Genomic DNA, 20,450 nt, shown 5'->3' with positions numbered 1-20,450 from the left:
GTGCTATAATGACCATGGACACAACAAGCCTCGCTGAAAGGAGCGAAGATGTTAACGTATGAAGCAGTGGTTACGGTATTAATTAGCGAGGCGGAGCGAGCAGGGTTAGCGATTCAATTTTCGCAAGAACAGCTAGATCCGCATTCGTTGGCGCGGACGTTGAGCATCAGTTGCCAACCTGCCAAGCAGCGCGACACCCACATGGAACATGTCGTTGCGACCATTAGTTTTACTTGGGATGCAGCACTGACCGCGATTTCGGTGATGGGCAGCGATGCAATTTGCGCCTTGTATCACGACACTGATGAGCCATGTTTGCATGCGATTGAAGGCTGCGCCTATAACGTTGATCTCGATTTTGATTTGAATTATGCAATTCCTCTGACCGAGGAGCAGCGCTTTAATGTGGTCAATATTCCACAACTGACTCAAGCGATTCAAGCAGCTACCAAAGATAAAACCTTCGATTATCAACCGCTTGATATTGATGTGCAATTGCATTTTACTGGCGAATATATGGCCTTCGTTGGCACGGTGACTGGCCGTCAGTCGTGGCCATTTGGCGAAGCGCTGCACGAAGAACACGAGCTACGCCAAGAAATTCGCGATCTGATGCAGAACGTCAGCAAGGTGCTCGATGCGCTACACAGCTTTCAAGCCCCAATGCCCGAGCTTGACGACGATGAGGAAACTGACGAACCAGAGCTAGCCAACATGCAAGACCGCACCTATCTCCGCCCGCCAACCGCCTAAAATTTGAACCAACTGCAACTCCTTTGGTAGTATTGCCAAAGGAGTTTTGTTTATGTTTCAATCCAGCGTGGATACTGAGAGTACAGTAATAGCTTGCGTAGGAGAGAGTATGGAGATCCTTAAATCACGTTGGCAAACCCTGATATGGTTTGGCATTTTGCTGGCCTTACTGGCCAGTGCTGCTGGTTATTTCTATTGGGCGAATCGACCATTTACCCTGGAGCAGCTTACGCCCGTGGACACGCCGACGCTGGTACAAACAATTAAATTATCAGAGAGTGGCCGTGCAATGGCGTGGAATGCCCGTGGTGATCGCTTGGCCGTTGCCCATACAAGCCCATTGAGTTTAGCAAAAGGTATTGTTTCGATCTACTCACTTGATGGCATATGCTTACGCCAGCTGGAAATTAAATTTGATGATGTTGGTATTGTCGATAAGCTAGAATGGCATCCAACGAAGGATATTTTGGCGGTGTCGTATCGTGAAACATTGATTCTATGGTCAGTCGATGGCACAATCATCAAACGGATTGATAATGGTATGAATTCTACCTATCAAAACCTCCTTTGGAATCAAAATACTAATGAATTAGCTATTGTTGAATATTATTCCTATAATAATAACTATTACAATCAAATTACACTTTTCAATGAAAAAGGGAAAATAATTAGAATACTACCTCAAAAATTCAAGCTTATTAGTTCTATTGAATGGTATAATAAATTTATCCTAATCATTAATGGTTACGATGCAGTTTATACTTTTAATATAACAACTGGGGAATTACAAAAATTAATTAATGATGCATATTATTCAATTGATATTGAAGCAAACCATAATTTAATTGTTGGAAATATTAAAGCCGATGCAGAAAAGCTTACAATTTGGCAAAACGGTATTATCAGAACAGTCCCAATCCCAGGATTCAGTGGGTGTAGCCAAGCAATTAGCCCCGATGGCAATTACACTGTTTTATATAAACCATCACTGTTTAGCATACTTAATCATCGCACCCAACAAATCGAACTCTATTCTGCAATCGAAGTTGATCATTCTACTACTGTCGAGTGGCATCCGTCGAAGCTAATATTGGCGGTGTTAACGTATGATGAGATTCAATTGTGGCAGCTTCCAGAGTAGCTGAGCGAGGAATCAATAATGCAGCAAACCTATACAATTCGGCGGCCAACCCAAGCAGAATTAAGCTTGTTACCAGCGATTGAGGTTGCTGCCGCGCAACTGTTTTTGCCAACCCAACACGCTTTTATTGCTGCATGGCCCCCAGCAAGCCTCGACGATTTGCAAGCTTATTTTGCTTGGCATGGAGTTTGGCTTGCCGCCGATGCCCACGATACACCAGTTGGCTTTGCATTGGCCAAAATTATCGATCATGAAGTCTATCTTAGTGAGCTTGATGTGCATCCAGACCATGGTCAACGGGGCTTGGGCCGCAGATTAATCGCGGCAGTCGCAGCCTGGGGCAAGGCGCAGGGCTATCGCAACATGAGTTTGCTCACCTTCAACGATATTGCCTGGAATAGCGAGTTGTATGCGCGCTTGGGTTTTCGCCCACTCGCAGCAACGGAATATGGCGCTGAATTAACGATCATTGCTCAAGCTCATATCGCTGCTGGCTTGCCAGCAAGCGCCCGCGTGGCCATGCGTGCCGAGCTTGAGCAACTGCTCTAAACATAGAAGAGATGAAGGATGAAGCATGAGGAATAAAATTCAAAAGGCAGAAGGTTTTGACGCAGAGGCGCAGAGGAGTTATGGCTTTTGACTGTTGGCTATCAAATATTTATTCGTCAATTCGTGCAATTCGTGGCTAAAAAAACAATTCTTCGTGCTCTTTGTGCGCTTCGTGGATCAATTTTCTAACACAGAGGCGCAGAGCAACCGAGGGATGAGGGAGCTGATTCGTGGCAAACCTAGATAGGCATGGGCACTAGGTTACGGCAACCGCGAAGATCACAAAAATCGCGAAGGCTCATTGCCACGTTCATCAACAAATGGGGTTTGGTCACGGATTGTAGGGGGTGCAGGGGGATGAAAACCCCCTGCGTCTCCCGCCTTGAGGCGGACGGAAGGGTGGTGACAATGCATTGTCACAGCAGATCAACCCTTCGTTAAAACCAACCCTTGAAAGAAGAAAGGTTGGGCGAATCTAGGCCAAGCTAGGAATAATCATTTGAATAATCCGCTTCCAGCTGGAGGCTAGCTCCGGCACGGCCAACAGCTCGCGCCCAAAGGCTTCATCGCGCTCGTGGTGCAGATGTTGGTTGACTTTATGCACCGTAATGCTCGGATGCGGACGCTCGACTAATTCCAATGAATCGCCAACTTGCACCGCGCCAGGCTGCAATACCCGCAGATAAAAGCCGCTACGCAAGGTGGCGATTGTGCGTTGTTGCAAGCCATCAAGCCCAAGCTTACGATCTTGTTTGGTGCACGGGTAGCGCGGCGCACAAACCTGCACCAGTGCGCTGCCAACCTTGAACACATCGCCAATACAGACATCGTGCTCGGTAGCGTTGCTGAGCGTCCAGTTTTCGCCGATGCCGCTTGGCTGCAACATCGGATGATCATCTGCCAGCCCATATTCTGCTTGCCACAACGGATAATGGCTGGCTGGCTGGCAACACACAGCTTTATCTGGCCCGCCATGATTTTTGGTGTCGGCAACCGCATCGCCAAGATGGCCCAAGCTTTCGAGGCGCACTGGCGTAGTAACAGCTTGGCGGCCAATTGCCGACGACCAAGCGCCTTTCGCATCGTGGTAGGTTTGGGGCTGGCCGATGGCCAACGTTTGAATCGTAATCACAACAATCCTCTAGCGTTTGTACAATTGCTCAAAAGTTTTGGCAAAACGGTCGTAGATTTGGCGGCGGCGAATTTTGAGCGTTGGAGTCAGTAAATCGTTTTCAATTGTAAAATCTTCGGCCAAAATTTCATAGGCCTTAATTTGCTCGAACGAAGGTAAACTTGGGTTGATCGTTTGGACTTCGTGCTCAATCGCCGCCAGCAATTTGGGATGTTTATGTACATTGGCATCAACCGGCACATGCTCGCGATTGGCCCAAGCGGTCACTGCTTCCAGATCAAGCGTAAACAAGGCCACCAAATAGGGTCGGCGGTCGCCAAAGACTGCACATTGCGAGATGTAGGGGCTATTTTTGAAGGCAGCTTCGACTGCTTGCGGCGCAATATTTTTGCCCGATGCAGTAATGAGCAAATCTTTTTTGCGATCAACAATGCTCAAAAAACCATCTGGATCGATGGTGCCAATGTCGCCAGTGTGAAACCAGCCATCAATTAGCGCTTCGGTGGTTTTTTGCTGGTTGTTGTAATAGCCACTCATCACCAAATTGCCGCGCACCAACACCTCGCCATCGGCGGCAATTTTGAGTTCGTTGCCAGGAAACACCTTGCCAACCGTGCCAAGCCGATAATCGTCGGGGCGATTGGCGGTTACTGCGGCAGAGGTTTCGGTCAAGCCCCAGCCTTCAAGCAACAATACTCCCGCCCCATTGAAAAATTCTAAAATCTCAATATCGAGCGGTGCGCCACCAGTAATTGCATAGCGAATGTTGCCGCCAAGCAAACTGCGCACCTTTTTGAATACCAAACGATCAGCCAAGCCATATTTTAGCTTGAAGCTGGCAGGAGCAACAGCTTTTTGGGCTTTGTAGCTACTTTGTTGGCGCGCAATCTTGATCGCCCAAGCAAAAATCCGCTTGCGAATCGGGCTGGCTTCAGCTCGGGCTTGCGCTGTGCTGAAAATCTTCTCATACATGCGGGGGACGCTGAAGAAGAAGGTTGGTTTAATTGCTTGCACATCGTCGAGCACTTGTTTAATCGATTCGATGATCGCTGTGTTGAGGCCGTTATCCACCCCGCACATATGCTGCAAGCGGCCAAAAATATGCGCTGCTGGCAAAAACAACACATCATCTTCGCCGACCTTCATTCCCATAGTCGCGCGAATGGCATTTAACTCGCCGAGCAAGGCGCGATGGGCCAACATTGCCCCCTTGGGATTGCCAGTCGTGCCCGAGGTATAAACGATCGTCGCCAGATCTTCTGGCTCGATCTGTTTGGCGCAGTTGGCTGCAAAAACCTCTTGCGCAGTTGAATCGTTAGTTGCCATGCGGCGCAAACTGGTGAGCGATAAAATCCAAGGGTCGTCGCTGGGCAAGTCGCGGCCATCAAAAATAATGACGCGCTCGATATGCTCAAGTTGCGAGCGTACTGCTTGCAATTTATCGTATTGTTCGCGATTTTCAATCATCAGGAATTTAAGCTCAGCATCTTGGGCAATAAAAGCTACTGTATCTGCCAGCAGCGAGGGATAAATTGAAACTGGCACAGCCCCAGAACAAACGAGCGCCCAATCAGCTTCAAGCCAATCGACACTGGTGTTGGCCATAATCCCCACCCGATCGCCTTTTTGCAGCCCCAACGCTTGAAAACCAGCCATAAGTTGATAAACATGGCGTTGATGTTCGGCATTGGTACAGGTCAACCATTCGCCATTGCGGCGAGTTCGCCAGCGGTTGAGGTGGGCAAAGGTTTGGGAACGCTCGCGAAACAACTCACCAAGGTTACGAAACGACATGGGCTACCTCCATAGACCTTTGCAACAATTCAACGGCGAACGACAACGTCTGTGGTTAGCAAGTGTATTGGGGCTATACAGCTGATGTTAAATCATTGCCAGCTGGCAACGGCCATTAACGATCGGTGGCTAGAACGCAGGATCAGCGCTGATTACTGATCTTCTGGTGTTTGATCGAGATCATGGGCTAGTTCGGCGAGTAATTCTTTGGCGGCGCGTTCACTGACTTTGGTGCGCCCAACCTCGGTCTCAGGCGGGATGCCTTCCATCTCCAAAAAATCAACGATATGGCGTTGATGTTGTTGCAGCAAGGCTGGCGTTAATAATTCATCGAGGTGGACAAAAACCTGCATGAAGGCTCCCATAAATGCACTGTAGTGGAATCTAGGGGTATGATACAGTTTTTTAAGCTGCGCGGCAAGTAGTTTAGGCTGGGTTCAAAGATTCATTGATTTGCGATTTTATGGCTTTATGAGATTCTCCTCCCTTCCGTCCCTGCGCTGGAGAGAAACGCCGGGAGTTTTCATCCCCCAGCACCCCCTAATATTTATGTTGTGGATTATCAATGTGTTACTGACTAGATCAATTATGGAGAATGCAACTGTTGCAATCCGCCAGAACTATTCAAATCCGCTAGCTACTAGCAACTCTTTGCTATACTTAGCAATGCATATCGATTGCCAATTTAAGGGGATATTTGATCATGGCACATTCCGATGTTTACGATCCAGTTCATAACGAACTCTGGGCTTTATCAGTTATGGCCAGCACGCTCGATAATGTGCGCTTGCGGGTTTTTGGCTTGCAGCCTGATGTTCAACAAGAGCGCCCCCAAGGCTTTGCTCGTTCGTTAGCCCAAGTCCTTTCCAGCCTGCGCCGCGGTGAAGTCGAATTAATCGCCGTGGTTGAGCAAGCCTTGAAAACTGAAAACCCCATGCTGAATACGATTTTCAACCGCTACCCCAAAGCGTTTGTGCTCAACCCAGCAGAGGAGCTTGGCAGCTTTATGGATATTCGCGAAACCAGCTTGGGCTTGTTGCGCAGCCTGACCAGCACCCAATGGGAGCGCAAAGTCAACGATCCTGAGCGCGGCTTGGTGAGCTTGAGCCAATTGGCGGTCGAACGCGCCAACCTCGACCTTGAAGAAATGGATTATATGGCCCAATTGCGCCACGCCATCGTTCAGCTTGAGCCAATTCAAGGCAACGACGCTCGATGAGGGTTGTGTGGTTAATTAGCCTTCTGATTAGCACTGGTTTGGCACTTTTGAGCCTGCCCCAGTATCTCCGAGATGCTCAGCAACGACGCTGGGCAGCTTGGTTTTTAGCCTTCTTGGCAATTGGCAATGGGCTTTGGCTCAGCCAGCCTTGGCCGATTTGGAGCCGAATTATTGCGATTTGGGTTCCAACCTATTTGGCGTTTAAAGGCTGGCGCTTACTCTACAGCCCGCATTCACAAACCAAACAACTAGGTTTTTGGCGCAGCTTGGGGTTTATTTTTTGGCTGGGCATGCAGCTTGAGCCATGGCTCTTGCCACGCCAGCCAGATCTTGCTTGGCGCAAAAACGTGGCTCATGGTGCATTGTGGTTGGGTTTTGGTGGGGTGATTGGGCTAATTGCTTGGTTTTGGCCAACGCCAACAGTTGGCTTATGGCTGTTGTGGCGCTCTTGGCTCGCCTTAGTTGGCGTAGTCATCAGCTTATTTTTTGGGATTACCAGGCTCTATTTGGCTATTTGGCAAGCCTTTGGCTGGCAAATGCAGCCCTTATTTTTAGCTCCAATCTATGCACGCTCAGTAAGCGAGTGGTGGGGTAAACGCTGGAATATGGCAGTCCACGAGGTGCTGAGTGTGGTGGTTTGGCAGCCATTGAAGCCTATCATTGGCTCGCGCTGGGCAGCAGCAATGGTGTTTATTGTTTCTGGCTTCTTGCATGAATTGCTGTTGAGCTATCCAGCGGCTGGGGGTTGGGGCTGGCCAACTGGTTATTTTGTGGTGCAAATTGCTGCTACCAGCTTGGAGCGTCAGCGCAGCTTGCGGTTTTGGTTGCGCCGTTCGCCCTATCGTCAAAGTATTTGGACGCTAAGTTGGACGATTATTCCGGCTCCATTACTCTTTCGGCCTGAACTGGTTTTGGGCTTGTTTGGAGCCTATTTGCCCTAACGCAAAGCGACTAAGGCGCCAAAGCGCCCAGCTACACCAGCATAATGGCCAAAAAAAGCGGTGTCGGGGCAGGCAGTGCAACGATCAATTGAGTGAATATTGGCGCTGTGCACGCCCTCTTGCTCAAGCAAAAAGCCGATCATGCGCGGCAAATCGAAGAAATATTGTTCATCACGGATGATAATGCCTGGGGCGTTGGGGCCATGTTGTTGAAAAAAGGCAGGCGATACAACTTGGGCCCAAGTGAGCGATTGGGCCAAAGCATAGCAGCAAGGGCCGACAGTGGGACCAATGCCGACAATTAAATCGCTTGGCTGACAAGCCACCAAATGGCATAACGCCTCAATTGTGTGAGACAAAATATTGTTGACAGTGCCAACCAAACCCACGTTGACCAGCGCCACCGCTTTGCCTTGGCGTGTAGTAATAATCACTGGCGCTGCATCGCCAACCACCATAAATAAGGCCAAATTGCGTGTGGTCGTAATCAGGCTATCGACCCCTTGTTGATTGGGAATTCCCTGCGCATTGATAAAACTAAGGTCACGCGGCGAAGCATCGGCCAACAAACCGCGTACCGAGATTCGATGTGGCGTGCTATCGATCGCCATACAATCAGGATCGCTGACTAAGCCAACTCGTGAGCTATGCGTTAGGGCAAAGTGAGCCACGCGGCTGGCATCAATCCCAGCAACTCGGGCAAACGTCCGGCGTGCTGCGCCAACTTCTGCAGGTGGGCCATAACGAGTTGCCAAATTTCCACAGGTTCGGGTAGAAAAACCATGCTGTAAAAAAGGCAGCCCAACTAAACCGGGCACGCGAACAATCGGTGGAGAAACTTCAGGATCAAGCGATGATGCAACAGACGGCGCATTCAGCATGGAATAGTCCCTGCGCAGGTATACGATTCTGATTAGTATACCGTATTGCTAAAATCAATGTAAAGAGAGCCAATCAAACCCTACGAATGTGTCGCTTGTTGTCCTCTGGCGGGCATTTGGCCCACATAAAAATTATGACACCAGGGTTTGCCTGGCCAAGCAACGATTATTAATGTCGATCAAACAGGAACGACGGTCAATAACAATCCCCACATTGGTTTAGTGCTCCACGTTAATGGGCCTTTAGGCCAATATCAGACTGAAACCAAAGCCGTTATTCCGATGATTTCGATTCCTCAGTTTCAACCTGGTGCAATCTTGCCAGTCAAAATTGATCCCACCAATCGAAATAATATTGCGCTTGATATTTACGGCCCGCAATAGGCCAATCGCCACGAGATCACCTATCCATCATACCTGCCTCACCCGTTGGCTGGAGCAGGTTTTTATTGTGCCATAACTCGCGAGTAAGGTGGCGAATCTGCTGCCGCGCTAGGCTTGGGTCGGGGACTGCTGCAGCCATAATCACCAAACTATCCCATGTATCAGGGCTGTAGATCAAGGCTGCATCGTGTTCAACATCAGCAAGCTCCCCCGATTTGTGGGCACAAACGACGCTTGGGGGGAGGCCTGCTACTATTTTATCGTCACTTGCTGAGTTAACGAGGCTCTTTACGAGGGTACTAGCCATTAATCCCCCTTTGCTCACCGTAGTGGTCATGGTATGCAACAGACGTGTTACCTCTTCGGCACTAGTATAGTTGTCGAAACCATGGTGGCGGGCATGAAAATCGAGCATTACACGACCCCAGCTGGTTGCCTGATAGCCCTGTTGCTGCAACCACATGTTTGCAACCTCAATCCCACCAAGCTGCGCCAAGATGAGATTGGTGGCGTTATTTTCTGATTGATTAAGCATGCGCTGGATGAGCTGATCGCTGGCAAGCATTCTGCCAAGATCATGGACCAGCGACCCATCCCAATCAACAATCATTGGCTCACTAATCAATACGTTGCAAACTGGCTGATTGGTTGTATACCATTGCCACGCCAAGAACAGTTTAATCAAACTAGCCGCAGGCAGTTGCAGCGTTGCTTGGTAGTGATAATAGACTGCGCCCGTGCTGCTACGAAAATCAACTGACCAGTGCCCAGCAAAACCAGCAATTAAGCGATTAATTGAATCCATTCAGCATCCTTGCCCACAAAGCCCATATTTGACTTTTTATTAATCAGGTTTGGGTTTAAAATAGCTCTATTGTTTGCATTTTAGCGTTTGAGTGACCGTGTATGTATGTTTCACGCCTGCAGCTTCAAGACTTTCGGATTTATCGTAGCCTCGTTTTAGCCTTGCCACCTGGCGTATGCTTGTTTTATGGGGCCAATGCAGCGGGCAAAACAACAATTCTCGAAGCATTATACTATTTGGCCACAACTCGCTCACTCCGCGCCTCCGCCGAACGCGAATTGATTGCGCTTGAAGCAACTGGCGACCTTGGTTTAGCACCATTTGCCCGTTTAGCAGCCAGCTTGCAACCCCAACCAGATGCCGAAATGCAAACAATTGAAATTGTGCTGCAACGCAAATTTGGCGCTGATGGCGATTTATTGCCAACCACCAGCAAAACTATTCGCATCAACAAAATTGCCCGCCGCGCCCTCGATTTAATCGGTCAACTACGGGTGGTGATGTTCGCACCCCAAGATTTAGAGCTTGTCACTGGTGCGCCTGCAGAACGGCGGCGCTACCTTGATGTCACGCTTTCGCAAATTGATGGGCGTTATGTGCGTGCGCTTTCGCGCTATAACCAAGTGTTGACCCAGCGCAATGGCTTGTTGCGTTCTAGCCGCGAGCGGGGCCGCGCTGCCAGCGAACAAGATTTGGCGTTTTGGGATGAAGAGCTGGCCAAAGCAGGCGTGTATGTCTTACGCGAACGCCGCCGCGCCGTTACCGAGCTGGATAATCTAGCGCAACGCTTGTATGCAGAGATTAGCGGCAGCGATTTGGCCTTGCGCTTAAACTATTTGGATACCACGCCAGCCCACGATGTACCAAGTTTTCTGGCAGCCTTGAAGGAATTACGCCGCGAGGAACGCGAGCGTGGCGTGACCTTGATCGGCCCGCATCGTGATGATCTCTCGATTCAATTGGCCGAGCGCGAAGTTGGCAGTTTTGGCTCGCGTGGCCAGCAACGGGCCTCGACCTTGGCCTTACGCCTAGCCGAAGCCGAGCTGATGCATGCTCGCACTGGCGATCGGCCAGTATTGCTGCTTGATGATTTGCTCTCGGAGCTTGATCAAAAACGGCGCGAGCATTTATTGACCACGATTGTGCGGCCTCAGCAACAAATTTTAATCACAGCAACCGACCTTGATGATTTTTCGCCAAGCTTTTTGAGCCAAATCACCCGCATGAACGTCGATCAAGGCCAAATTTTCCCTGCATGATTCTGTTTAACCAAGCAGAGATAGGAACCGCGAAGAACGCGAAGGGCACGAAGATGAGGCTATTGGCTATTGGCTTTTGGCTGTTCATCATTTGCTCTGCGCCGCTGCGTTAAAAAATAGACTATTTTTTAGCCACGAATTGCACGAAGGGCCAGTATTTTAACCACCACTTGCCCAAATTTTTTTGATTCTATTCCTATAGCCTACAGCCCATAGCCATGCTTTCTCTGCGCCTCTGCGTTAAAATCGATCCACGAAGAGATAGGAATCGCGAAGAACGTAAAGGGGGCTATTGCCTTTTGCCTTCTGCCTTTTCATCCCTCATACTTACAACATTGTGACACTCATTGACACAACCACCAGCTATACTATCGATCGTCACGCAAATTGTGTTGAAGGATGTGTTATGAGTACGAACTGTGTCGCAGTGACCACCCACCTACTGGGCCTTGGCAATGAGCTTCGCACCCCGCCAAGCCTAATTTCTCTGCCCCAAGGCCAAATTTCAGCGCGCCAATTGCTGCAAGAGCATGTGCACAATGAACTTAGCCAAAGCCACCAAACTGATCTCCCAAGCCTTGCCCTCAATTATTTGATTGCCAAACCAAGCCATAACAGCATGATTGCTGCCGAGCAGGTACGCAGCCAAGCTGAAGCAGCATTTCGCGCTGGCGATTGTTGGCTGATGCTCGATGGCATCGCTGTGCATAATTTAGACACACCATTACAGCTCCAACCTCAAAGTCGGGTTGGTTTTATGCGTTTATATCAACGCTAAAGGAACATCAGCATGCGCCAAACGTCAACATTCGCAACGCTTGTGGGATTGAAGGATTGAGCAGAGGGTAAGCCGTCCTCGATTAGGAGGAAGAAATTGAGGACGGCACATTTCTTTAGATGATCAATACACCAACGACCGCAATCAACAGCAACACCCCAATCACGCTATACAGCATAATTCGCTCACGATCAAACAAGGTAAAATTGCCGCGCACAATCGTTGGCTCAAAGCCAATCATATACAAAGTATGGGCTTGGTTGCGCTCGCTGTAATCAACCTCAGTAACTGGCGTGCCATGAATCGTTAATTCGGCATGCAACAGGCGAGTTTGTTGCTCTGCATCAACATTCTCGGCAGCTTGCAATAGCTCGTGCAATGGCGCAATCGCATGCCACTTGGTATCACGCACGTCAATATGCGCGGTATAGACTTGCTGGGCTTTTTCACGAATATCGGCCAACGGCAAGCCCGCCTCATCATCGGTATTTTCCCAGAGCTTGCCCCAACGCGACCAATAAAATACATCTTCGGTCAGCACTTGGCCCGAACCTTGGCAACGCCCACAATCCGATTGGCCTTCGCCTTCGCATTCTGGGCAATCGACGGTGATTGTGCGGCGCTCTTTGCTGCCATCAGGATTGGTCTGCACGCGCTTGGTTTCGAGCAAGCCACGACCATGGCATTTGGTGCAGTGCAGATCGCCCTTGCCGCCGCAATAAATACACATCTCAACCCGCTCGGAGTTGGGAATAACCATCTCGGTCGGGCGAACCTCATCGAATGGCTGAGGATCGGGCAGGATCACTTGCCAAACTCCAGGCGGATTTTGGCTGGTGCTAATGCGGCTGCCTTGATAGGGTTTTTCGCGCGGCTCTGGGGTTGTGCGGGTTTCGTAATAGGCGCGCAGTTCGTAAGTATAGAAGTTGTAGCTGACCACCCGCTCAGGCATAATTGCATTGCCCAAATCGCGCCGCCGCACCATATTTTGGCTGCTCCAGCGATTGAGCACCGCCCGCAAATTAGCTGGCTCGTGCAACTGCCGACCCCAATCACGGCCTCGCTGCACAAAATCGCCATCGAGAATCCCCACCAACACGGTTTCAACCGGATTTTCCAGCCATTCACTTTCAACATTGCTGGCGGCAACTGGCGCTAAACTGGTGCTGGCTTCGGCAGGCAAGGCTTCGCGCAACGCTTGGCGCAAGGCCGCCGCAGCTTGGTTGGCCGAGCTATAACGCACCGAGGCTTGGGGCGAGAGCAAGCGCCGCAACACCCGATCGGCAGGCGCGAGCGCTTCATTGAAATCGGCCAACGATTTGGGGGTTTGGCCCGGGGCTGGGGGCACTTCGCCAGTCAGCATATGGTAGAGCACCGCGCCCAAGGCATAAATATCAAGGCTTGGCTCGGTGGCATTTTGCTTAAAATCTTGCTCAGGCGCAGCATAGGCCGTCAGATAATCGGCCTCTTCCAGCTGCGAAAGATCGGGGCCGTCGCTACTCCAGGCCAAGCTAAAGTTGGTCAAAAAGCCATGGCGACTCACTGCTTGATCATGCACAGTTTCGGTGACGACAATCGTGCCCGGCTGAATATCGCGATGCACAATGTTTTCGGCATGAATGGTATCGAGGGCTTTAGCAATATCGCTGAAAATCCGCACTGCATCGCTGACCGAGAGCGCGCCATCTTCGAGCACTTCTTGCAACAAACGCCCACCAAGCGGCGGCGTGACCAAATAGTAGCCAAAGCGATCATCGTGACCAGCGTCGACAACAGGCACAATCGTTGGATGTTTGAGCCGTGCAGCCAAACGGGCAGCCTGCCCAAAACGACTGACCGAAACCCAATCCGAACGGCGTAACACATGCACCTCAACCGGGCGATCAAGGGTTAGGTGGCGAGCGCGATAGATGGTCGTCAATTCTTCCTGGCCAATCCGCTCTTCCAAGCGATAATTGCGCAGTTCATGATCATCTTCGCGGCGCGGTGTCGCATTTGTTTTAGCCCGAGATGCAGGGGCAGTCATTGCGGTCGCTCCTCTAGTTGCACGTTTCATCGGCAGTATAGCACATCGGCTCCCCTGCGATGACGCGAATTAATTCATTTTAGCACATTTGTTTCGAAATTGTAAGGATTGGGGATTAGTAGTAAGTATGAAGGATGAAGTATGAGGGATGAAGGTACAAGTCAAAAATCAAAAGTCAAAAGTCAGAATTATGAAGGATGAAGGTACAAGTCAAAATCAAAAGTCAAAAGTCAGAATTACGAGGGATGAAAAGCCAATAGCCACCAGCCCAAAGCCTCGAGCCTTGCTTAACACAGAGGCGCAGAGCATGGATGGCGAGTGGCTATTGCACGATCAAGCGCTGAAATGCAGGTAATTGGTATCTAAAAACTTAAGCTTTGCTAGCAGCTTTTATACGTTTCGGAGCGTTGTCCATTCCATCCAGCGCTGAAGATATTCCATCCCAAATTCAAGCGCTGCATCCAGTGAATCAAATGGTTTGCGAAAATCGTTTGGGCCAAAATAAGGAATATGATAAGCTCTGGTAATAAACCATATACCATTTTCTTGATCAATTTCAAGACTGGTAGTTACAGCAAAATCCTCACCATTAATACCCCATTTAGGTGGACACAAAATTTTTGATTCTTCATCAGCAGTAAGTTTGCGCACAAAGGCATATCCATAGTTTATGCCTTCAGCTATTGGGGATTTTACCCATAAAAATCCGTTTTCTTCGAGCTTATTGATGATATACTCATCAAAATTCATACAATTAACCTTTCTTGCTTTAGAAAATCACGGATTACATATAAGCCATTTATTTGTTCTGCAGCAGAATATTTATCAATCCAATACCACTAATCTATCAAATAGAATTTATTATGCTTCATCATGAATCAAGATCTTTTTTCAAGCGAAATGGCGGCCCTTGCCAATTCATTTGATGATCAATAATGCAAGCAAAAGCCGCTTCGAAGCTATCGAATGACTTCACAAAATCACCTGGCCCCCAACCACCTTCATGATAAACCGCCCCTGCATACCACAGTTCATTGTAATAATAAAGATTAATTGCCCAAGTCATAGGAATTAATTCACCAGTAGCTGTGGTAACACAGTCATATTCAGGCAAGGTTTGTTGTTCAATCAGCGTTAAGCGGCGTAAAAAACTATAACGATAGGAAACACCATTTAAATCATTTTTATATTGGTATTCTAAGCCTAATTCCTCACAGCGCGAACGAATAATTGTATGATAATCGAGCATTTCCACTTTAATCTCCTCAGCTTGATTTATAGCTCAAAGCCAAACCAGCAATGAATCGTTGGCTTCGCTTGGAGATAACAATTCAATGGATCTTGCCATAATTGAATTGTTGAAATTCCATCAACCGAATCCCATGTCCAAAAACGATTCCGGGTAATGATGCAATCATGGAAGCAAAGTAACGAGTTTTTGCCTTGACGGATTAATTGAATTGATTGGCGAATATATAGGCCAAACGTGATAATTTGGTTGGTTGAATCAGTTTGTTGGAGTTCGATTAACGCTGTTGCTTCCAAGGGCCAAAGATCAAGCGTTCCAGTTAGGCCTAAGCGCTCAAAGGTAAAACGATAATGCGTTTGATAATCGTCTTCTTCAGGCAAGACTTCCAGTGCATCGATTAAATCGATCACATCCCATTTCAAGTCTGGCATCAATCCACCCTCTTTGGATTCAAACCCAAATTAACGTTCTTCATTATCTGCTGGCGTAGATTGATCTGCTTCAGGCTGCGGGCCACGCAAAAAATTGCGGGGCGTGGTTTCGGGAAACTCTGGTTTAAATGCAAAATAGCCTTCGGCATGCGGATGGCTAATCCACAGACGCTGACAGTGAGAGCATTCATAGATATTGGGCATTGAATCGACATTCCAAGCAATCTGCCGCACCATATCTTCCATCGATAATTCAATTGTAGAAAGCTGCTGCTCTTTAATCCATGCAGGACCGCGCCCTTGTTCAACAGCTTCGACATAGCGGGTAAACAGCGGTAAATAGATTTCATTCAGCGCCCAATAGGCATAGTAAGGCAAAAGCCAGCCTTTTGTATCAAACGAATCTTCATCACTCATATCATAAATAACATTATCGCAAAGGCAGCGAAATTTCATAATTCAAGTCCTACTTATCCCATTAACATCAATCATTACGCTTGAGATAACCCCTGCCCATCGCGATCTCAATCTGTTCAATCGTATCCATCAGCGCTGCTGGCGCTGGCAACCACTCGCCCATAGCCCGCTTATACAACACCAATAAAATCTGAATTGACGAATCAAATAAGATGGACCGCAAGGGATTGTGGCGGGCTGCGTTGTAATAACCGAGCATTGCGTCAATCAAAGCTTTTAATTTACCTGCATCAAGCAGGTAAATCGCATCAGCTTGCGTATCATAAAAGCCGCTGTGTTGATTAAAGATCTTTTCAAACGCTTCAATTTGGGCAAAGAAAAGTTGGCCAGCATTCAGCCCAACCTCCCAAAGCGTAATTTCATTAATGCCCCCATATGCTTCAGTAAAAAAGTATGGATTGTAGCTGTAGTCCATTCCCATCATCTGCTCCTTAATGCGGTTATTTGTTATGCGGATGTGTAGCTCTCGCGCCTATGTTAGCCGATGTTTGTGCCGAAACAACTCCATCAATAGTTGGATTTTACTGCCAAATCGCAAGCTGACAGCAACCTGATAAATTGCTGATTTACATCTGAAAAAGCTATGATATAATCCTGACGCTGTGTTAAATGCTGGAAACTCAGCTCTAGCGCAGTCCTCACGCCACGAAGGCGGGTTGTATCAAGAGAGTCGGTGTGGAATGCCGATGCCGCCGTTGTGGCATCTCTCCCTGAAGCGTAGCAGTGTTGCTACCACCAAGCTGCATTCCTGATGCCAAGTTTTGCATCCACCGCGTACCTCCGGAGGTTTGTGTTGCGACACATTGCCCGTTTATTGGCGCTTGGCTGTCTGCTGACTGTCAGCATGACCCCACTCCGAGCGCAGGCTACCCCAACCGCATCCTTGTGGGCTGCTGCTGCATCAACCGATACCCTCATTCTCGATTCTGGTCAACTGACCCTCGCCCCGACTGCAAGCCAAGCGGCAGCTGTGTATGGTTCGTTTGCACGCTTTGGTATGTTCGATAGCGCTCCCCAACAGATTGCTCCCGCCAATCAAGTTACCGTCAATTGGGCCGCAACTGTGCCAGCAAATGCTGCTGTACGGCTTGATCTACGTGGCTTCAATGGCGAGCGCTGGAGCGATTGGACGCTCGATGTGCAAGCAGGCCAAACCGTAGCCTTTGCCACGATTGCCCGCCAAATTCAATATCGCTTGGTGTTGCTGGCCAATGATGCAGCGCCAGTGATCGATTTTGTGCAACTTGCGCCCAACACGCTTGCAGAAAACGAAGCAATCAGCATTATGGATGCTGAGCCGCTGGCCCCAACCTATCACATTCGGGCAACCCGCATGGGCTTGGTCGGCGATCGCACCGCCAACGGCCATATTATTCAGCCCAATGATTGGTTTGTTTCATTGCCATCGTTCCGCTCGCTTTCCTCACGCGGCGGCGGCGAATATATGGCGCGCTTATCCTATAAAGGCACTTCGATTGTCGTGCCAGTTTGGGAAGTCGGGCCATGGAATATTCACGATGATTATTGGAACGTTGAGCGTGAAAAGTTTAGCGATCTGCCTGTGGGCTGGCCGCAAGACCATGCCGCCTATTTCGATGGCTACAACGGTGGCTGGGCCGAAAAAGGCCGTGTACGCTTCCCAACCGCTGCCGATGTTGGCGATGGAGCCTGGACTGCCTTGGGCATTCCATTTAATGATGAACAAGAAGAATTAGATATTACCTTCCTGTGGCTGGGTCGTGATCCAGGCGATAACCCTGCGCCAATGCCAGTTGGCAGCGTCACCCCAGAGCCAGCCCCAGTTGAAGAATTACCAGCAGGCACGATTCAGGTCGATAACCAAGGCGAACAATTCAGCCGCTCAGATGTCACCTGGTATGAATTTTCGTGTGGCAAAAACCGCCATTCCTTCTGGACGTTCTCAACCAATGATCCAGCTAAAGCTGTTAACAATGCACGCTGGACAACTCCGCTGGAAGCTGGCGAATATAGCGTCAGCGTGTTTGTACCTTATTGCCCCAACGGCAAGAGCGACACAACCTCAGCTCGCTATGTTGTGCAGCACGCCGATGGCGAAAGCTTGGTTGTGATCAATCAAGCAGAGCACGCTGGCAATTGGGCTGAACTTGGGCGCTATCGCTTCGATGGCAGCGGCTCTGTTAGCCTCTCCGATTTAGCCGACGATAGCATGAAGGCGATTTGGTTTGATAGCATTCGCTGGACCAAATAAGTTTAAGCACTAGGCAAACAAAAAAAGCAGGAATTGGGCTAAGCCCAATTCCTGCTTTTTGGTTAAGCTGCTTATGGATTGGTTGGTGTATTCAAGAAGTTGATCCCGACAACTGGTAAGCGAATCGTGCTGCCAGCTACGGTCGAGGTAACAGTGAACGAATAAAGGTTATCCTGTTCACGTTGCCCTGATGGTGTATCAGCTTCATTCACATTATTACCGCTATCAACCACTAGATAGACCTTCCAGATACCAGTTTGGTTGAACAATGCTTGCCAAATAACTACTGGACAATCAACTGGAGCTAAGGTACAGCTTCGGCGCCAAAGTGTATTATCGTTAAAGCCATCAAGCGTAAAACTGCCATCTTGCGGCAAGTTTAACCGATTGACCTCAGCAAAGGCCACACCATACGGATAAACCCCATCGCCATTTCTGCTTGGTGGTACATCAGCGGAGCCTGGTGGCAAGATATACATATCGACGAAGAAGGTACCTTGTGATTCAATATCTGCATCAAGCACATTTTCCGTATCATTTGAGCCAGGTTTGATCCCATTCTTAATCGTGGTCGAAAATGCGGTGATGCCTGCTGGGGTAACCGTCGACATCGTAGCGTTATCGATGAATAAGCTTGGGTGACCATCAACTTTATAGCGAATCCGCAGATTGCGCAAAATTGGCGTTGCCCCTGGTTCAGAAGCATTTTGGGTCGTCAACTGTGCTCGATATTGGAACCAACGGCCTTGAATTGAAGGATTACCAATCCCGGTATTAGGGCCTTGGATCGAATATTTATCCGAGCTAGTATCACCATCAACAGTTTCCCAATTCAGGACTGAGTCCAAGGCTGCGCGGGTTTCTGCCATTCGATATTCAATTTGAATATCAGTGCTAATTGGTGCATTTGGCAGGGTGGCATCCCACAATACTTGCTCGATAAAACCAGGCGCACGTAATTGAATCGGTGGAGAGACATATAAGCCTGGCGAAGGATAGCCCCCTACCGTGAGGTCAATATCATCATCAGTGCCAACAAAGCCAAACAACACATCATCTTGATAGGTATTGCCAACCCGAATCCCGCCAAACATATAAGCAACTGGGCGATTATTGATATAGACCATCTCAAGGCCGTGGGCTGAGCGAGCCTGTTGAGCAGTCAGCGCGTTATCCGAAACGCGGAAATTGCTTTGGCCGAAGAGTGGTAACGAGAATGAGTCAATATTGATAAACGAGGAATAGATCCGGTTGGTTGGCTCGCCGAAAGCTCCTTGCTTACCACCAACAACATAGATTTTTTGGTTAACCCCAATTACCCGTGGGCCACTCAATGGCTCGGGCAGAACATATTTTTGGGTTTGCCAGCTTAGCATCCCATTGCTATCGAGCTTACCAAGCATAACTTGGGCTGATGCTTCAATCGTTGAAGTACACTCATTAGCACGGTCACCGTTACCAAGCTCAAACGTTCCCCCAACTGCTAAAAATGCTCGATATGTGCTTTGGCCGCTTTCAATGGTTACTGCATCAAAGTTGGTAACATCCATGCTATGCAAGCCAACCTTGGAGTCACAGCCATTGGTAGAGGTAAACATATCAGGCGTAATTGGCAAATCGGGCATTGCTTGCCATGGCCCAAGCACCCCATTCGCCCCAACCAGAGTGCGGCGCACTGAACGTCGGACAAATTCAGGTGCGAAGTTATCGGTTGAATCTTTGGAGCGACCACCGACCAAATAAATATAGGTTTGATTATTGGGAGTGGTATAGGCCGTTACACTGCTATAGATCAAATCTTCGCCTGTGGTTAATGCTTGAGTTTGCCATGGTTCAAGGCTACCATCTGCATTGATCACCGATGAGTAAATCGTATTGCTATATTGCTGATCGCCAGAGGTTATTTTTTGACCGCCAAAGGTATAGATAATCCCTTTATTGGCAATTGTTGGATGATTAACGGCCACCGAACTCAGCCGAGTGAGCGGGTGGGGCAACGTGCGTGGGCTGAGCGTCCATTCACTCGTCTCGCCCCCAGCGTTAATGACTTGAGCTGAACAAACCTCATTGGTTGGTGCAACGTTACCACTTGATGCTCCCGAGCCGCCAATCGTATACAGAAAATTCTTATACGAGGCAGTGCCCATGTCAGCCAAACGCCGACAAAGCTGATTGCTGGCATCTTGCCATTGAGACAGCGCCCCTTGGGGGATAAGTTGTACCCCACCATAGGTTACCCCATCAATAACTTGATCTTGCTGGGTTAGCCCAGTCAACCCGAAATAACCACTTGCAAAATCACCGGAACTGACTGAAATAGTGGCATTCAGCGAAATTGCCGCCACCGAAGAAACCAAGGTAATAAAAAGCGTAGCAGTAATAAGGAACGAGCCCATCGATA

At 48.8% G+C, this 20,450-nt stretch carries 21 protein-coding genes; 9 read left to right on the top strand and 12 right to left on the bottom strand.

Going from position 1 to position 20,450, the window contains the following annotated elements:
* Positions 1-48 precede the first annotated feature (48 nt).
* Genes SE18_RS17560 through SE18_RS17550 form a run of 3 tightly spaced genes read left to right on the top strand, consistent with a single transcriptional unit; the run spans position 49 to position 2,443 of the window.
* Positions 49-753: a hypothetical protein gene (locus tag SE18_RS17560; protein WP_054535761.1), complete on the top strand. Its 705-nt coding sequence runs from the start codon at positions 49-51 to the stop codon at positions 751-753.
* Positions 754-805: 52 nt separating this feature from the next.
* On the top strand, positions 806-1,894 hold the full coding sequence (locus tag SE18_RS17555) for a hypothetical protein (protein WP_152976681.1): 1,089 nt from the start codon (positions 806-808) through the stop codon (positions 1,892-1,894).
* A gap of 18 nt (positions 1,895-1,912) precedes the next feature.
* Complete coding sequence (locus tag SE18_RS17550) at positions 1,913-2,443, top strand: GNAT family N-acetyltransferase (protein WP_054535759.1); 531 nt, start codon at positions 1,913-1,915, stop codon at positions 2,441-2,443.
* A gap of 475 nt (positions 2,444-2,918) precedes the next feature.
* Here SE18_RS17550 and SE18_RS17545 read toward each other — a convergent pair whose 3' ends face one another.
* The 3 genes from SE18_RS17545 to SE18_RS17535 form a co-directional block, all read right to left on the bottom strand.
* Positions 2,919-3,575, bottom strand: coding sequence for an MOSC domain-containing protein (locus tag SE18_RS17545; RefSeq protein WP_083469982.1), 657 nt, complete (start codon positions 3,573-3,575; stop codon positions 2,919-2,921).
* A gap of 9 nt (positions 3,576-3,584) precedes the next feature.
* On the bottom strand, positions 3,585-5,369 hold the full coding sequence (locus SE18_RS17540; protein ID WP_054535758.1) for an AMP-dependent synthetase/ligase: 1,785 nt from the start codon (positions 5,367-5,369) through the stop codon (positions 3,585-3,587).
* 152 nt (positions 5,370-5,521) lie between these two features.
* Positions 5,522-5,722 (bottom strand): hypothetical protein, encoded by a 201-nt coding sequence (locus tag SE18_RS17535; RefSeq protein WP_054535757.1) that lies wholly within the window; start codon positions 5,720-5,722, stop codon positions 5,522-5,524.
* A gap of 350 nt (positions 5,723-6,072) precedes the next feature.
* Between SE18_RS17535 and SE18_RS17530 the strand changes: the two genes are divergently transcribed.
* Positions 6,073-6,588, top strand: a complete 516-nt coding sequence (locus SE18_RS17530) for a hypothetical protein (protein ID WP_054535756.1) — start codon at positions 6,073-6,075, stop codon at positions 6,586-6,588.
* A 5-nt stretch (positions 6,589-6,593) separates the two neighbouring features.
* A complete protein-coding gene (locus tag SE18_RS17525) occupies positions 6,594-7,529 on the top strand; it encodes a wax synthase family protein (protein WP_054535755.1) in 936 nt (311 codons plus the stop codon).
* Here the strand turns inward: SE18_RS17525 and SE18_RS17520 are convergent.
* Positions 7,526-8,284: a laccase domain-containing protein gene (locus SE18_RS17520; RefSeq protein WP_160319524.1), complete on the bottom strand. Its 759-nt coding sequence runs from the start codon at positions 8,282-8,284 to the stop codon at positions 7,526-7,528. The two genes, SE18_RS17525 and SE18_RS17520, sit on opposite strands and share 4 nt — an antisense overlap.
* 273 nt (positions 8,285-8,557) lie before the next feature.
* Here SE18_RS17520 and SE18_RS17515 point away from each other — a divergent pair, with 273 nt between their 5' ends.
* Positions 8,558-8,794, top strand: coding sequence for a hypothetical protein (locus tag SE18_RS17515; RefSeq protein ID WP_054535753.1), 237 nt, complete (start codon positions 8,558-8,560; stop codon positions 8,792-8,794).
* Between the two features lie 16 nt (positions 8,795-8,810).
* Here SE18_RS17515 and SE18_RS17510 read toward each other — a convergent pair whose 3' ends face one another.
* Complete coding sequence (locus SE18_RS17510; RefSeq protein ID WP_054535752.1) at positions 8,811-9,599, bottom strand: serine hydrolase; 789 nt, start codon at positions 9,597-9,599, stop codon at positions 8,811-8,813.
* A gap of 101 nt (positions 9,600-9,700) precedes the next feature.
* Between SE18_RS17510 and recF the strand changes: the two genes are divergently transcribed.
* Entirely contained in the window at positions 9,701-10,858 is a 1,158-nt protein-coding gene (gene recF, locus SE18_RS17505; RefSeq protein ID WP_054535751.1) for a DNA replication/repair protein RecF, read from the top strand.
* Positions 10,859-11,264: 406 nt separating this feature from the next.
* A complete protein-coding gene (locus tag SE18_RS17500) occupies positions 11,265-11,636 on the top strand; it encodes a hypothetical protein (protein WP_054535750.1) in 372 nt (123 codons plus the stop codon).
* 115 nt (positions 11,637-11,751) lie between these two features.
* On the opposite strand, the gene SE18_RS17495 is transcribed toward SE18_RS17500, so the two are convergent.
* The 6 genes from SE18_RS17495 to SE18_RS17465 form a co-directional block, all read right to left on the bottom strand.
* Positions 11,752-13,662: a serine/threonine-protein kinase gene (locus tag SE18_RS17495; RefSeq protein ID WP_054535749.1), complete on the bottom strand. Its 1,911-nt coding sequence runs from the start codon at positions 13,660-13,662 to the stop codon at positions 11,752-11,754.
* Positions 13,663-14,052: 390 nt separating this feature from the next.
* Positions 14,053-14,412, bottom strand: a complete 360-nt coding sequence (locus SE18_RS17485) for a hypothetical protein (RefSeq protein WP_054535747.1) — start codon at positions 14,410-14,412, stop codon at positions 14,053-14,055.
* Between the two features lie 121 nt (positions 14,413-14,533).
* A complete protein-coding gene (locus SE18_RS17480; protein WP_054535746.1) occupies positions 14,534-14,917 on the bottom strand; it encodes a hypothetical protein in 384 nt (127 codons plus the stop codon).
* A gap of 20 nt (positions 14,918-14,937) precedes the next feature.
* Complete coding sequence (locus tag SE18_RS17475) at positions 14,938-15,342, bottom strand: hypothetical protein (protein ID WP_054535745.1); 405 nt, start codon at positions 15,340-15,342, stop codon at positions 14,938-14,940.
* 30 nt (positions 15,343-15,372) lie between these two features.
* A complete protein-coding gene (locus tag SE18_RS17470; protein ID WP_152976680.1) occupies positions 15,373-15,759 on the bottom strand; it encodes a hypothetical protein in 387 nt (128 codons plus the stop codon).
* 67 nt (positions 15,760-15,826) lie between these two features.
* A complete protein-coding gene (locus tag SE18_RS17465) occupies positions 15,827-16,234 on the bottom strand; it encodes a DUF6086 family protein (protein ID WP_152976679.1) in 408 nt (135 codons plus the stop codon).
* A 375-nt stretch (positions 16,235-16,609) separates the two neighbouring features.
* Here SE18_RS17465 and SE18_RS17460 point away from each other — a divergent pair, with 375 nt between their 5' ends.
* Positions 16,610-18,049, top strand: a complete 1,440-nt coding sequence (locus tag SE18_RS17460) for a golvesin C-terminal-like domain-containing protein (RefSeq protein WP_054535742.1) — start codon at positions 16,610-16,612, stop codon at positions 18,047-18,049.
* Between the two features lie 71 nt (positions 18,050-18,120).
* On the opposite strand, the gene SE18_RS17455 is transcribed toward SE18_RS17460, so the two are convergent.
* Complete coding sequence (locus SE18_RS17455; RefSeq protein WP_054535741.1) at positions 18,121-20,445, bottom strand: Kelch repeat-containing protein; 2,325 nt, start codon at positions 20,443-20,445, stop codon at positions 18,121-18,123.
* Positions 20,446-20,450: the final 5 nt, after the last annotated feature.

This window comes from Herpetosiphon geysericola (genome assembly GCF_001306135.1).
Classification (GTDB): Bacteria; Chloroflexota; Chloroflexia; order Chloroflexales; family Herpetosiphonaceae; genus Herpetosiphon; species Herpetosiphon geysericola.
Note: the sequence above shows the minus strand (reverse complement) of the source record. Positions and strands in the feature narration are given on the sequence as shown.

What these genes read in the sequence shown, in the direction of transcription:
- SE18_RS17560 (WP_054535761.1), top strand. Translation starts at nt 49, where the DNA reads ATGTTAACGTATGAAGCAGTGGTTACGGTATTAATTAGCGAGGCGGAG.
- SE18_RS17555 (WP_152976681.1), top strand. Translation starts at nt 806, where the DNA reads ATGTTTCAATCCAGCGTGGATACTGAGAGTACAGTAATAGCTTGCGTA.
- SE18_RS17550 (WP_054535759.1), top strand. Translation starts at nt 1,913, where the DNA reads ATGCAGCAAACCTATACAATTCGGCGGCCAACCCAAGCAGAATTAAGC.
- SE18_RS17540 (WP_054535758.1), bottom strand. Translation starts at nt 5,369, where the DNA reads ATGTCGTTTCGTAACCTTGGTGAGTTGTTTCGCGAGCGTTCCCAAACC.
- SE18_RS17535 (WP_054535757.1), bottom strand. Translation starts at nt 5,722, where the DNA reads ATGCAGGTTTTTGTCCACCTCGATGAATTATTAACGCCAGCCTTGCTG.
- SE18_RS17530 (WP_054535756.1), top strand. Translation starts at nt 6,073, where the DNA reads ATGGCACATTCCGATGTTTACGATCCAGTTCATAACGAACTCTGGGCT.
- SE18_RS17510 (WP_054535752.1), bottom strand. Translation starts at nt 9,599, where the DNA reads ATGGATTCAATTAATCGCTTAATTGCTGGTTTTGCTGGGCACTGGTCA.
- recF (WP_054535751.1), top strand. Translation starts at nt 9,701, where the DNA reads ATGTATGTTTCACGCCTGCAGCTTCAAGACTTTCGGATTTATCGTAGC.
- SE18_RS17500 (WP_054535750.1), top strand. Translation starts at nt 11,265, where the DNA reads ATGAGTACGAACTGTGTCGCAGTGACCACCCACCTACTGGGCCTTGGC.
- SE18_RS17495 (WP_054535749.1), bottom strand. Translation starts at nt 13,662, where the DNA reads ATGACTGCCCCTGCATCTCGGGCTAAAACAAATGCGACACCGCGCCGC.
- SE18_RS17485 (WP_054535747.1), bottom strand. Translation starts at nt 14,412, where the DNA reads ATGAATTTTGATGAGTATATCATCAATAAGCTCGAAGAAAACGGATTT.
- SE18_RS17475 (WP_054535745.1), bottom strand. Translation starts at nt 15,342, where the DNA reads ATGCCAGACTTGAAATGGGATGTGATCGATTTAATCGATGCACTGGAA.
- SE18_RS17470 (WP_152976680.1), bottom strand. Translation starts at nt 15,759, where the DNA reads ATGAGTGATGAAGATTCGTTTGATACAAAAGGCTGGCTTTTGCCTTAC.
- SE18_RS17465 (WP_152976679.1), bottom strand. Translation starts at nt 16,234, where the DNA reads ATGGACTACAGCTACAATCCATACTTTTTTACTGAAGCATATGGGGGC.
- SE18_RS17455 (WP_054535741.1), bottom strand. Translation starts at nt 20,445, where the DNA reads ATGGGCTCGTTCCTTATTACTGCTACGCTTTTTATTACCTTGGTTTCT.